The sequence below is a fragment of the Priestia koreensis genome, assembly GCF_022646885.1.
Classification (GTDB): Bacteria; Bacillota; Bacilli; order Bacillales; family Bacillaceae_H; genus Bacillus_AG; species Bacillus_AG koreensis_A.
Genome location: NZ_CP061868.1, coordinates 3,321,856 through 3,336,000 on the forward strand (window position 1 = coordinate 3,321,856; position 14,145 = coordinate 3,336,000).

12 protein-coding genes are annotated in these 14,145 nt (G+C 42.9%); 1 reads left to right on the forward strand and 11 read right to left on the reverse strand.

The annotated features are described in order from the left end of the window. Positions 1-2: 2 nt before the first annotated feature. From def to IE339_RS17500, 7 genes are all read right to left on the reverse strand, one after another. On the reverse strand, positions 3-482 hold the full coding sequence (def, locus tag IE339_RS17470; protein ID WP_242169602.1) for a peptide deformylase: 480 nt from the start codon (positions 480-482) through the stop codon (positions 3-5). Between the two features lie 37 nt (positions 483-519). After that, positions 520-2,934, reverse strand: a complete 2,415-nt coding sequence (gene priA / locus IE339_RS17475; RefSeq protein ID WP_242169604.1) for a primosomal protein N' — start codon at positions 2,932-2,934, stop codon at positions 520-522. Beyond that, a complete protein-coding gene (coaBC, locus tag IE339_RS17480) occupies positions 2,931-4,142 on the reverse strand; it encodes a bifunctional phosphopantothenoylcysteine decarboxylase/phosphopantothenate--cysteine ligase CoaBC (RefSeq protein ID WP_242176229.1) in 1,212 nt (403 codons plus the stop codon). The genes priA and coaBC overlap by 4 nt, the downstream gene beginning before the upstream one ends. Before the next feature lie 101 nt (positions 4,143-4,243). Continuing rightward, on the reverse strand, positions 4,244-4,447 hold the full coding sequence (gene rpoZ, locus IE339_RS17485) for a DNA-directed RNA polymerase subunit omega (RefSeq protein ID WP_053403335.1): 204 nt from the start codon (positions 4,445-4,447) through the stop codon (positions 4,244-4,246). A gap of 3 nt (positions 4,448-4,450) precedes the next feature. Then, positions 4,451-5,068, reverse strand: a complete 618-nt coding sequence (gene gmk / locus IE339_RS17490) for a guanylate kinase (protein ID WP_242169607.1) — start codon at positions 5,066-5,068, stop codon at positions 4,451-4,453. Positions 5,069-5,165: 97 nt separating this feature from the next. Beyond that, positions 5,166-6,041: a YicC/YloC family endoribonuclease gene (locus IE339_RS17495; RefSeq protein ID WP_242169609.1), complete on the reverse strand. Its 876-nt coding sequence runs from the start codon at positions 6,039-6,041 to the stop codon at positions 5,166-5,168. Between the two features lie 199 nt (positions 6,042-6,240). Next, positions 6,241-8,919 (reverse strand): calcium-translocating P-type ATPase, SERCA-type, encoded by a 2,679-nt coding sequence (locus IE339_RS17500; protein ID WP_242169611.1) that lies wholly within the window; start codon positions 8,917-8,919, stop codon positions 6,241-6,243. 300 nt (positions 8,920-9,219) lie between these two features. On the opposite strand from IE339_RS17500, the gene IE339_RS17505 reads away from it, so the two are divergent. Beyond that, a complete protein-coding gene (locus tag IE339_RS17505) occupies positions 9,220-10,926 on the forward strand; it encodes an Rqc2 family fibronectin-binding protein (protein ID WP_242169613.1) in 1,707 nt (568 codons plus the stop codon). A gap of 145 nt (positions 10,927-11,071) precedes the next feature. Here the strand turns inward: IE339_RS17505 and IE339_RS17510 are convergent, their stop codons facing one another. The 4 genes from IE339_RS17510 to IE339_RS17525 form a co-directional block, all read right to left on the reverse strand. Continuing rightward, positions 11,072-11,614, reverse strand: coding sequence for a hypothetical protein (locus IE339_RS17510; RefSeq protein ID WP_053403340.1), 543 nt, complete (start codon positions 11,612-11,614; stop codon positions 11,072-11,074). A 274-nt stretch (positions 11,615-11,888) separates the two neighbouring features. Then, the gene (gene pyrE / locus IE339_RS17515) at positions 11,889-12,524 is read right to left on the reverse strand and encodes an orotate phosphoribosyltransferase (RefSeq protein ID WP_242169615.1); all 636 of its coding nucleotides are present in this window, start codon (positions 12,522-12,524) and stop codon (positions 11,889-11,891) included. Further along, positions 12,521-13,237, reverse strand: coding sequence for an orotidine-5'-phosphate decarboxylase (gene pyrF, locus IE339_RS17520; RefSeq protein WP_053403342.1), 717 nt, complete (start codon positions 13,235-13,237; stop codon positions 12,521-12,523). The genes pyrE and pyrF overlap by 4 nt, the downstream gene beginning before the upstream one ends. Further along, positions 13,209-14,144: a dihydroorotate dehydrogenase gene (locus IE339_RS17525; RefSeq protein WP_397428568.1), complete on the reverse strand. Its 936-nt coding sequence runs from the start codon at positions 14,142-14,144 to the stop codon at positions 13,209-13,211. Before IE339_RS17525 ends, pyrF begins: the two co-directional genes overlap by 29 nt. Between the last annotated feature and the right edge of the window lies 1 nt (position 14,145).

Sequence of the window (14,145 nt, forward strand, 5' to 3'; positions counted from 1 at the left end):
GTTTATTCCTCTCCTTCTAATTCGCCGTCTTCATAATAACGATCTACTTTTGTCGTAAATAATACGCCGTGAAGATGATCTATTTCATGAACGAGTGCTCGTGCTAAAAATCCTCTTGCTTCAATAACAAATGGCTTACCGCGGCGATTTTGCGCTCGAACTTTCACAAATTCTGGTCGCTTTACTTCACCAAAAAGGTCCGGAAAACTTAGACAGCCTTCAGGACCTACTTGTTCACCGCGTTCTTCTAGGATAACGGGATTAATAAGGTCGATGCGACCGTGCTTATCATCTACATCTACTACTGCCACTTGTTTTAATACACCCACTTGTGGTGCAGCTAGTCCAACCCCATCTGAATCCAGCATTAGTTCATACATTTGGTTTAATAATTTGGTTAGCTTACTATCAAAGACTGTGACAGGCTCACACTCTGCCTCAAGTCGCTCATCTGGATAATAAACTAATGATAGCTTTGACACTTTTTTTCCTCCTAAAACTTGCGCATATTGCAATTTATCACATCATTGAATACGGATGTAAATCAATCGTAATGGTTAAATTTTGCTGTTGAATATCAGCCTGATACTGCTCCGTTACGAACTGTAAAAGCGGTATGAGGCTTGGTTCCAGCTTGTATTTTATCATGCATTGATAGCGATATCTATCTTTTATCTTAGCAATCGGAGATGCAACAGGTCCTAAAACGACGGCTTGAGACGATAATTTTTGTCTCATGAATTGACTGATCTTATCCGTTACGTCCACTACCTTCGCCAAATTCTCGTGCGAAACCGTAACCAGCGTTAAGTAAAAGAACGGAGGATATTTGTGCAACTTTCGGATTTGCATTTCCTGCTCATAAAAGGCACCGTAATCGTGCTGACTAGCAAGCTCGATGCTATAATGCTCCGGTGTGTATGTCTGAATGACCACTTCCCCTGGTAGCGTATGACGTCCTGCACGTCCGCTAACTTGGGTGAGTAGCTGAAACGTTTTTTCAGACGCCCGGAAATCAGGAAGATGAAGCATCGTATCTGCCGATAGCACCCCGACAAGCGTAACGTTAGGAAAATCGAGACCTTTTGCAATCATTTGTGTTCCTAACAAAATTTGTGCTTCTTGATTCGCAAATTTTGTTAGCAGCGTTTCGTGAGCCCCTTTACGGCTCGTTGTATCCACGTCCATCCGAATCACTTTTGCTTGCGGAAGAACTTTTGTCAGCTCCTCTTCCACTTTCTGCGTTCCGGTTCCAAAAAAGCGGATATGATCGCTATTGCACTCCGGACAAAGCGTCGTCGTTGGCTGTTCATGACCACAGTAATGACATTTCAATACGTTCTGATAGCGATGATACGTTAGCGAAATTTCACAGTGCGGACACGAATGGACAAAGCCACAATCACGACACATCACAAACGATGAATGACCACGCTTGTTTAAAAATAATACCATTTGCTCGCCTTTAGCCAAGCGGTCTTCGATTTTTTCTAACAGCAGCCGCGAAAACATCGAGCGATTTCCCTCGCGAAGTTCTTCTCTCATGTCGATAATGTCAACAGGAGGCAGTGAGGCGTCATTCATTCGCTTCGTCAACGTTAACAGCTCATAGACCCCTTTTTGCGCTCGAGCAAATGATTCAAGCGTCGGTGTGGCACTTCCAAGAATGATTGGACAGTTATGCTGCTCTCCCCGGTAAATGGCAATATCTCGTGCATGATAACGAGGATTTTCCTCTTGCTTGTAGCTTGTTTCATGCTCTTCATCAATAATGATGATACCTAAATTCGTAAACGGTGCAAAAATCGCCGAGCGAGCGCCAACCACTACGGATACTTCCTGACGCTGAATTTTGCGCCACTCATCATACTTCTCGCCTGTTGATAATCCACTGTGCAAAACGGCAACCTTTGACCCAAATCGTTCTTTAAATCGGGTCACCATTTGCGGCGTAAGCGAAATTTCCGGCACAAGCACGATCGCCTCTTGACCTTTTTTCAGCACGCGGTCAATTGACTGAAGATACACTTCCGTTTTCCCGCTTCCTGTCACTCCGTACATAAGAAATACGCGATGCAACTCTTCCTCGATGTGAGCCAGGATCGGGGAAATCACCTTCGTTTGTTCATCTGTTAATGGAAACGGCTCGCTTGGTGTGAACGTTCGGTTCTCATATGGATCGCGGTAAATCTCCATGTTCACTTCTGCAAGCGCCCCCTTTTCCACAAGAGCCTTAACAGGTGCCTGCGTCGTTTGCAGAAAATCCGTCAGATCTTTCATGAAAATCTCTTCGGTGTTCTCTGTAAAATAACGGAGCACGTCTTTTTGCTTTTCCGCTTGCTTCGGAAGGGAATCAGCTAGGTCCATCAGCTCTTGAGGTGATAACAGCGGACGAACACCCTTTAACGTTTTTTTATTTCCGCGGTTTTTTACGACATACGTAACATCTAGCAAGCCTTTTTGAATATCCCGGTAAAAGGGCGATGTGAGACCGCCCTTTTCAACGTCTTTCCAGAGTACAGATGATTCCTTTTCAAAGAAGGGCTTTACAGCTTCATGGAGCTGTTTCGTCTCTACATGACGAGCCATCGTAATTTCCTTCTCATATTTCGCTTTCATTGCGGCTGGTAGCATCGCCTGAAAAGCCGAAATCGCGTAGCAAAGTGTATGTGTCGTCAGCCAATGCCCTAAGTTTAATAACTCTTCGGTTAACACAGGCGTAATATCAAGCAGCTCTTCAATTGGTTTTGTTCGCTTTACTTCGGTAGAATGTTTGACGTCAATAACAAAACCCTGAACTTTTCGCGGACCGAACGGAACGATCACCCTCATACCTGGGGCAATCATTTCTTCCCATTTGCTTGGAACGGAATAATCAAACGCTCGGTCTGTCTGTTTTGCTGCAACATCCACAATGACACTTGCAAATTTCATCGGCTACGCTCCTTTAACTCCTTAATCACTTCGTCGAGAATTTCCTTTGCTACCTCATGTTTTGATAAAACAGGTAGTGACTTTGGTTCTGCCTCACGTTGATAGATCGTCACAATGTTTGTGTCCGTTCCAAAACCCGCTCCTTCTGTTGATACGTTGTTGGCCACAACAAAATCAAGATTTTTCTCACGAAGCTTTTTCATCGCATATTCGTCTACATTGTTCGTTTCTGCTGCAAACCCTACTAGCAGCTGATGCTCCTTCTGCTCACCGAGTGTGCGAAGAATGTCAGTCGTTCTTTCAAGCTCTACAGACACAGCACCTGGCTGTTTCTTTACTTTTTGATCATAGGTGACTTTTGGTCGGTAATCCGCAACTGCCGCAGTTTTAATAACCACATCTGTCATTGGATACACGTTCATGACGGCTTCAAACATTTCTTGTGCGCTCTCCACATTAATACGGGTTACCCCAGGAGGCGTAGGAAGATTTGTCGGCCCTGATACGAGCGTCACAGCAGCGCCAAGTCGTGCTGCCTCTTCAGCTACAGCATAGCCCATTTTTCCTGTTGAATGATTGGACATGAAGCGAACCGGATCAATTTTTTCACGCGTTGGGCCTGCCGTAATTAAAACGTGCTTACCTTTTAGTGGTAGTGAACGCGCGTCGTTAAAATAATGTTGAAGATTTTCCACGATTTTCTCCGGCTCTTCTAAGCGTCCTTTTCCTACATATCCACAGGCTAAGTACCCCTCGCTTGGCTCAACGAATTGATAGCCGAACGAATAGAGAATATCAATATTACGAATGACAGCCGGATGATCATACATGTGCACATTCATCGCTGGTGCTACCCATACAGGAGCTGTTGTCGCAAGTAGCGTTGTTGAAATCATATCGTCCGCAATTCCATTTGCGAGCTTGCCGATCATGTTCGCTGTTGCTGGTGCAACGAGCACTAAATCAGGCCAATCGGCTAAATCAATGTGTGCGATGACCGCTGGATCTTTTTCATCGAACGTATCCGTATATACAGGATTTCTAGACAACGCCTGAAACGTTAATGGACTGACAAATTCGCGGGCAGACTCTGTCATCATTACTTTCACTTCCGCTCCTGCTTGTACTAATTTACTAGTTAAGGCTGCTGCTTTATAAACAGCAATACCACCGCTTACACATAATAAAATGCGTTTTCCCTTCACGATCTTCTTCCCCCATCTTGTAAATTGGTAAGATGAAAAAAATAACAACCTTCAACAGGTTGTTATTTTTTTCATCTTTGTTTATCAGCTCCACACGCTGCTACTTAGTCTTCTTGACGAGTTTCGTAGCGAAGTGCTTCTGCGTTAATTTCCTCCAGCGCTTTTCCTACAAATTTGTGGGAAACCGTGTTGTCAATTAACACACTTTCAGTTGTTTGTAATTGACGTGCACGTTTTGCAGCTACTGTTACAAGCGTGTATTTAGAGTCTAGTTTTGTCATTAAAGAATCGATAGATGGATATAACATGGATTATTCAACCTCCAACATTTTTTTATAGCGAGCAGAAATACGATCACGGCGACAGTGCTCTGCCGTAATAATAGAACGGATGCGGCTGCATGCATTCTCTACTTTGTCGTTTTCTACTACGTAATCGTAGGCGTCCATAAGTTCAATTTCTTCCTTCGCGACGCGCATACGGTTGTTAATAAGATCTTCCGTCTCTGTACCGCGATTTACAATGCGGCTTTTAAGCTCTGAAAGGCTTGGTGGTGCTAGGAAAATGAATAGTCCTTCTGGGAAGGCTTTTTTCACTTGTAGCGCTCCCTGCACTTCGATTTCAAGGAAAACGTCCTTACCTTCAGACAGACACTTTTCTACGTAGTCTACGGGCGTTCCGTAATAGTTCCCTACATATTCCGCCCATTCTAAAAGCTTGTTGTTTTCGATCATGTTCTCAAAATCTTCACGTTCCTTGAACAGGTAATCGATGCCGTCTACTTCACCTTCACGCGGCTTTCTCGTTGTCGCTGAGATGGAATAGTATAAATTGTTGTTCTCCTCTGAAAAAAGTGCTTTACGTACCGTTCCTTTTCCAACTCCTGAAGGACCTGATAGCACAATTAATAATCCTCTTTCGACATTCATTTTTCTATGAAAACCTACCCTTCATTATTCATGATGGCCTATCGTTCAACTAGATATAGCACTATTGTAGCCTGATCGTTGAAAGATTAACCTATCTTTATTCAATGTTTTGTACTTGCTCCTTCATTCGTTCAAGATGAGCTTTCATCTCAACGACGCACTGAGCAATGTCACCGTTATTGGCTTTCGCGCCAATCGTGTTAATTTCACGATTTAGTTCCTGAGTCAGAAAGTCAAGCTTTCTTCCCACCAGGGTTTCTGTTTCCACCGTTTGAATCACTTGCTGCAGATGACTTTGTATGCGTGTAAGCTCTTCATTAATATCCGCTTTATCAGCAAAAATCGCAATCTCTGTTAAGACACGCTGTTGTTCAAAAGCTTCTCCTGTATACTCAGAAAGTTTTTTTTGAATGCGCTCCTTATAGTGATCAACGACTTTCGGCGCCAGTTGAACAATCTTCTCTCGTACATCATGTAGCTGATTTACTTGCGCAACAATATCCGAAAGTAGCTGCGTACCTTCTTGTTTACGCATGAGAAGGAGTTGATTAACGGCCTGCTCGCAGGCTTCTAGTACTAACCCGTGCAAAACGGTACGGTCCTGCTGTTTTTCATTCAACAGAAATACGTCCTCCATTTTTAACACATCTGAAATGCGTACAGCGTCCGTTAACTGATACGTTTGTTGAATTTTTTTCAACTCGTCCATGTAATGACCTAACAGCTTCCAGTCTACTTCTACATCTTTTTGCGCAATGTTTTCTCCAGAGATGGTCACAAATATCTCTATTCTACCACGCTTTACTTGTTTTTGAACTAGCTTTTTGATTTTATCTTCTATTTCCATTAACTGCCTGGGCATTCTAATAATCGTTTCGCAAAAACGGTGATTGACAGATTTCATTTCCACCGTTACTGAATATTGTTCAGACTCGGCTTTTCCTCGTCCAAATCCTGTCATACTAGTAATCATTATTATCACATCCACTATGTACATATATTACAAAAATTAATGAGTAAATAAAAGGAATCTTGCTTTAAAAAGCTATCTCAATATGTAGGAAAGAATTTGTTTCCTCAAAAAGACATCGCCCTCTGTCTTTCTATCAAGGAATTCACCAGATAAAGAGACATTGGACGACGTCAACCTTTGTATGAAATTATAACACAGTTTAGGCTTTTTTTCTTGTTAAAAGTGAACCCGCCAGTAAAAAAGTTGGGATGCTCGCTAGTCCGACAATGACCATCCAGTCTCTTGGAACGATCGGAATCGTGTGGAATATCGGTTGAAGCGGCGGATAATAAATAACGACTAGCATGAGTAGAACAGATGAAATAACAGCTCCAACTAAATAAAGATTCTGGAACGGATTACGATCAAAGACTGATTTTTCACTACGACAGTCGAACACATGGATCAGCTGTGCAAGCACAAGCGTCGCAAACGCAACTGTCTGAGCATACGCTAAATTGTCAGGATTGTTTTTATAAATAACCATAAAGGCAATTAAGGTCATCGCCCCAATTAAGAAGCCACGGCTTACAACCTTCCATCCTAGTCCTCTAGCAAATACGCCTTCTTTCGGGTGACGCGGTTTCCGTCTCATTACATCATCTTCAGGCTGATCAAGCCCTAGAGCCATTGCCGGAAGTCCGTCTGTAACAAGGTTCACCCACAGTATTTGAATAGGGATCAGAGGAAGCGGAAGCCCTAAAATCATCGCAAACAGCATCACGAGTATTTCCCCTACGTTTGATGCTAGCAGGTAGCGAATAAATTTACGAATATTTTCATAGATGTTTCGCCCTTCTTTAATAGCAGACTTAATGGTCGCAAAGTTATCATCAAGCAACACAAGTGCAGACGCTTCCTTCGCAACATCAGTTCCCGTAATTCCCATGGAGATTCCAATATCCGCTGCTTTAATTGCAGGCGCATCGTTTACTCCGTCTCCCGTCATCGCTACGATATGGCCTTTTGCTTGGAGAGCTTTGACGATTTTCAACTTATGTTCTGGTGATACGCGAGCATATACGTACACATCATCAACAACGTTCTCAAGCTCTTCTTGACTCATTTTTGATAACGCTGCACCGTCTAGTACTTTACCGCCCATTTTTAAAATGCCAAGCTGGGTAGCGATCGCCTTTGCGGTAATAACGTGGTCACCGGTAATCATGACGGTTTTAATGCCGGCATCCCGACATTCTCTTACCGCTTGCTTCACTTCTGGACGAGGTGGATCAATCATTCCTTGAAGTCCAATAAACGTTAGCCCTTGCTCCATCTCCTGCTCGTTTCCAATCTGCTCATGTACCTCTAGCGGACGGTAAGCAATCGCAATATTTCGAAGCGCCTGACCTGCTAGGTGATCAATGGCCGCTTGAATTTCATTTTCAATGGATGATGATAGTGGCGCAATTTTTTGATCCCAAAGAGCTTTTGTGCTTTTCGTTAACAGCACATCTGGTGCTCCTTTTGTGATCACATACCGCTTTCCTTCGTGATCCTCTACTACAACACTCATCATCTTTCGTGTGGAATCAAACGGATATTCTTCTACTATTTTATACTGCTTGTGCGCATTATCTCGTCCAAGCCCTGCTTTCATGGCAGCAACTAAAAGGGCAGCTTCTGTCGGATCACCGTCAATCACGTAGTCATCCTCATTCTTCATAACGCTCGTACCGTTGCATAATAGCCCAAATAAAAGGAGCTGATGTAATGCTTTATGCTTTGCCGGCTGCACTTCTTGTTCATTCAAGTAAAAGCTTCCTTCAGGGCGATACCCTGTTCCAGAAACGGTCCACGTCGTCTTATTCGACCAAATGTGTGTAACCGTCATTTTATTTTGCGTCATCGTTCCGGTTTTGTCAGAGCAGATTACGGACGCACAGCCTAACGTTTCGACCGCCGGTAGCTTACGAACGATGGATCGCTGCTTGATCATTCGCTGAACGCCAAGCGATAGCGCAACCGTTACGATGGCAGGGAGACCTTCTGGAATGGCAGCAACGGCTAGTGAAACACCTGCTAGGAACATATTGTACAGATTATGACCTTGAAGAACGCCAATACCTACTACAAGCATCGTTAAAAATAATGCCACAACGATTAAAATTTTACCTAGTTGTTCGAGGCGGCGCTGTAATGGCGTAATCATCACTTCTGCTGTTTGCAGTAGGTTCGCGATTTGCCCCATTGCGGTGTTCATCCCCGTGCCTACAACGATCCCAATACCGCTCCCTCTTGTAATGAGCGTTCCCATAAAGCCCATGTTTTCTTGATCGCCAAGCGGCACTTCTTCACCCAAAATCGCATCTGTACGCTTTGTTACAGGCAGTGACTCACCTGTCAGGGCAGATTCTTCAATTTCGAGACCCTTTGCTTCTATAATTCGCACATCGGCACCAATGCGGTCACCGCTCGTGAATTTAATGACGTCGCCTAAGACGAGTTCACGTGACGGAACTTTTCTCCATTCCCCTTCACGCAACACCATCACCTGAGGGGCAGAGAGTTCTTTGAGAGCACTCAGTGACTTTTCAGCCCGTCTTTCTTGAAAGAAACCGAGAAAACTGTTTATAATCACAATTGCAATAATGGCAATCGCATCAATATATTCTCCCAGCAACCCAGAAATGAGCGTTGCTGCTAGAAGGACGATTACCATAAAATCTTTAAATTGCTCTAAAAATGCTAGGATTGCCGATTTCTTCTCGCCCTCTTGAAGCTCGTTAAAGCCATGTTCTTTTTGCTTTTCCACTACTTGCTTTTCAGTTAAACCTTCTGCTTTATTTGCATGTGTCACTTGCAAAACAGCTTTTTCACTCAGCTCATACCACTTCATTCCATTCCTTCACACCCTTTTGTTATGAAATCGAACAGCTTGTTTTGTTCTTGTACTGTATGCTTATTCAGACTCGTCCTAAAACATGCTATACTTTTAACAATGCTTGTTCGAAAAACAAGAAAGAGCGTGATCAATGTCCTAAGAAGTGAAGCTTGCTTTTCCTTCCGCTTCAAGCGCATACTGTGTTTATTGTTTAACGCACCATGACGTTACACATCACAAATGATCGTTTCGTTCCATTTCAATTATGTTTACTAAAATCAATTCACGTTTATCAGATAGAAGGAAGTGAAGAAAATGTCATTCGACGGTATTTTTACATATGCCATTACAAAAGAATTACAAGATGAGCTTGTAAGCGCACGAATCTCAAAGATTTATCAGCCATTTTCAAACGAGCTTGTGCTCCAAATCAGAGGGCGAAATGGAAATAAGCGCCTGCTTTTATCGGCTCACCCAAGCTATGCGCGCATTCATTTCACAAATGAAGCGTATGAAAACCCATCAGAACCACCAATGTTTTGTATGCTGCTTCGCAAGCATCTAGAAGGTAGTATTATTGAAAACGTCTACCAGCCCGGCTTAGAGCGCATGATCGTTATTGAAGCAAAGAGCCGAAATGAAATTGGTGACATTACGCACAAGAAGCTTATTATTGAAATTATGGGCCGACATAGCAACATCATCCTTGTCGATAAGGACCGCCAGACGATTATTGACAGCATTAAGCACATTTCGATGGCCGTCAACCGTCATCGTACGATTTTACCTGGTCAGCTCTACGTTGAACCTCCTGCACAGGAAAAGATCAATCCATTTGATGCTACAGAAGAAACGATTCTTCAACAGCTCGATTTTTATGGAGGAAAACTTCACGAACAAATCGTTCAGCGCTTTGAAGGGATCTCTCCCCTCTTAGCTAAGGAGATTGTTCATCGCGCCGGGCTTGCTAACCGTTCAACCCTTCCGAAAACGTTTGTAGATGTTTTCAACGAAATTAAAGAAGGTCGTTTTGTACCGAACTTAACGACGGTGGACGGGAAAGATTACTTCTATGTGCTTCCTCTTTCACACCTTGACGGAGAAGCTAAGACGTATGAAGACATTAGTACGCTTTTAGACCGCTTTTACTACGGAAAAGCAGAGCGTGACCGTGTGAAGCAACAGGCGAATGATTTGCTTCAATTTATCCGAAGCGAACGAAATAAAAATGAAAAGAAAATTAAAAAGCTTGAGCGAACGCTAAAGAGTGCTGAAGAAGCGGATCAATTCCAGCTTCAAGGGGAGCTATTAACCGCTCACATGCATATGTTCAAGCAAGGAGACAAATCAGTTGAGGTTGTAAACTACTACGATGAAAATGGGTCTACCATTACCATTGAGTTAGATCCACAAAAATCACCGTCCAAAAATGCTCAAAGCTACTTCTCGAAATATCAAAAGGCGAAAAATTCCGTAGAAGTGGTAAAAGAACAAATCGCCAAAGCGGAAACAGAAATCTCATATTTCGATTCCATTATGCAACAAATGGAGTCCGCTTCTCACAAAGATATCTCTGAAATTCGCGAAGAGCTGATGGAAGAAGGCTATTTAAAAAACAGACGCGGCAAGCAAAAGCAGAAAAAACCGCAAAAACCAACGCTTGAGCAGTACATCGCAAGCGATGGCACGGAAATACTTGTCGGGAAAAACAACAAGCAAAATGAATACCTAACAAACCGTGTGGCTGCTCGTGATGACGTCTGGTTCCATACAAAAGATATACCAGGGTCACACGTTGTCATCAGGTCTACTTCACCATCTGATGACACGATTCTAGAAGCCGCAAAGCTTGCTGCGTATTTTAGCAAAGCAAAGCTTTCAAGCTCTGTACCCGTGGACTTCACAAAAATTCGCCATGTAAAAAAACCAAGCGGATCAAAGCCTGGCTTTGTCATTTATGACAATCAGCAAACCGTCTTTGTAACGCCTGATGAAGAATTAGTGTTAAAGCTTCGAAAATAACCAAAAGGCTCTGGAATGCTCCAGAGCCTTTTACAATGGAACAGAAAACTAACCAATTCCTCAAGCTTTACTGTTAGCACCTAGGTCTATTAAAAGCCTCTATCTAAAGTTCATTCTTACTCGCATTCATTTTAAATAGCTGGTTTTATTTATTTGGAATAGAAAGCTTTTTCCCTTGAGAATACGCAACCATTTGAAAATTTCGTTCATTTTTTTGCCTTTCTAATTCTTTTTGAGTGTAACGAATGGAATATACAGTACCAAACCGAACACTATACAAATAGCCGTTTTCTCGTTTTTCTTCTAGCATTAATCTCGTAACTAGTTGTATAGGAACCTCTCGTCTTTTCATTTGGGGGTCGTCTTCAATCTCAAATTCAAATGACCTTACCTCTTTGGGTGAAAGTTTTTTATCAGTATATAATAAAATTTTATACTCAACGGCCCTCATTAGTTTATGATCCACGTGATCACGATAAGACACTATTTGACTATTGATAGATTTTACTATAAATGGTGACGTGCGATTGTTGCTTTCATTCTTTGTTTTCATTTCATTGCCCTCTAGACGGTCTTCATTTCTTTTCTTCTGACCTTCTTTTAGGTTTTCGCTAACAGATGAATTCGTATTCACACATCCCACTAAAGTAACAGTCACCAAGATTAACAAGGCTAACACTTTTCTCATTTTATACCCCCAAAATTAATAACTCTTTTTCATTAGTAATTACACAGAAAGAAATAATAACCTCCTAAAACTAACTAAATATTACCAAAAAATACTCATTCAGATCAGAAATAAAAGAGGCGACCCACATGAGGATACGTCTTTTAACAAGATTAGTATGTCTATCTCACTGCTTCAAAATGCTGGTTCCCGGGTGTATTTTTTAAGTCTAGTAAACCATTTAAATACTTCCTGTCCATATAAAAAAGGCTCTGGAATGCTCCAGAGCCTTTTCTTATGATAAGACAAGCCAGCTTTCAGATGACGGATCCTCACGCCATTTCAATAGTTTTTCCAAGTCTGCTTCCTCAATCGTTCCTTTTTCAACAGCCACCTGAACAAGAGTCGAGTAATCTGTTAAGGAGTACGAGATTAGTCCTTCTTTTTTAAACAACTCGCGTGCTGCATCCATTTCGTATGTAAAAATTGAGACGACGCCTAGTACGTCACAGCCTTGTTCTTTTAGGGCATTTACGGCCGTCATGACGCTGCCGCCTGTGGAAATTAAATCTTCCACCACGACAACGCGCTGTCCTTTTTCCACTTTTCCTTCAATTTGATTCCCGCGACCGTGCCCTTTTGCTTTGCTGCGCACGTAGCACATTGGTAGCTCTAACCCTTCACTAATCCATGCGGCATGGGGAATGCCAGCTGTTGCAGTACCAGCAATCACTTCAACATTGTTAAAGTACGTTTTAATAAGATGCTGTAATCCTTTTGCGATTTCTTTTCGTACGTGTGGATACGACAAAGTCAGTCTGTTGTCACAATAAATCGGTGATTTGATTCCTGATGCCCATGTAAACGGGTTATTTGGCTCCAAGCATACGGCTTCAATAGTAATTAAATGCTGTGCAATTTCTTTTTTCATACGGTTACGCCCTCCCACTGTTGTTTCATCTTTTGATAGGCTAGTACTGGATTCTTCGCTTTTGTAATAGAGCGTCCAACAACGATCGCACTCGATCCGTTTTCTCTCGCCTGCTGCGGTGTTACGATACGAACTTGGTCATCAACTGAGTCCTCTGCCATTCGAATTCCTGGCGTCACCGTTAAAAAGCTTGGTCGAAGGTGCGCGCGTAGCAGCGGTACTTCAAGGCTTGAACAAACGACACCATCTAAGCCGCTCTCGTCTGCTTGCTTCGCATAATGAAGCACCACATCGTTTAACGATTCCTTAATGAGCAACTCTCGCTCCATCATGCCCTGTGATGTGCTCGTCAGCTGTGTTACGGCAATGCAAAGCGGCCGCTGCTTTCCTGCTTGTGTACCTGCAATTAACCCTTCAACGGCTGCTTCCATCATGCGCGTTCCACCTGCTGCGTGGACGTTCACCATATCAACGCCGTAGTTTGCTAAGGACTTCATTCCTTGCTTTACGGTGTTCGGAATGTCATGAAGCTTTAGATCCAAAAAGATGCGATGATTGTGCTCGTTTAAATAAGCCAAAATAGCAGGTCCCTCTTTGTAAAAGAGCTCCATTCCTACTTTAAGAAACAGAGATTCTCCTTCAAATGGCTGTAAAAACTGCTCCACTTCCTGCTTTGAGGAAAAATCAAGCGCGATAACCAGCGACTGATTCATGCTTCTTCCAGCTCCTTCCGATACATTCTGATACGTGATCATAGCCATATCTCTGCAGTACTTCAGGTAATTCCTCAATAATCGTTGGACATACAAACGGATCAACAAAGTTTGCCGTTCCAACCGCAACGGCGCTCGCTCCTGCATACAAAAACTCAAGCACATCCTCTGCGTTTGTGACACCGCCCATGCCGATAATCGGAATGTTCACCTGCTGACTAACCTCATAAATCATTCGAATAGCGACAGGCTTAATGGCTGGCCCTGACAACCCCCCCGTCTTATTCGCTAATACCGGTGTCCCTGTTTTTAGGTCCAGACGCATGCCCATAAGCGTATTGATCATCGTTAAGCCATCTGCTCCTGCTTGTTCAATTGCTTTTGCCATTTCTACAATGTTGGAGACGTTTGGTGAGAGCTTTACATAGACAGGTACTTCTGATACTTCTTTTACCTTTTTCGTAAGATCTGCTGCTACGACAGGATCTACTCCGAACGCAATACCGCCATGTTTTACGTTTGGACAGGAGATATTCAGCTCAAGCGCTCCGACATTTTTGACTGTTGATAGCTCTTTTGCAACTTGCACATAATCTTCTGCAACCCCCCCGGCTACATTCGCAATAATAGGTAATTTATATTTCTCTAAAAAAGGAAGCTCTTCTTCCATGACCTTTTTTAGCCCTGGGTTTTGAAGGCCAATCGCATTTAGCATGCCTGCTGATGTTTCCGCAACACGAGGCGTTGCGTTTCCAAATCTTGGCTCAGGAGTCGTTGCCTTCACCATAATAGATCCAAGCACGCTTAAGTCATAAAAGGAGGCATACTCTCGTCCAAACCCAAAGCATCCTGATGCGGGCATGATTGGGTTTTTCATCTTTAACCCTGGCAATCTCGTTTCGAGCATG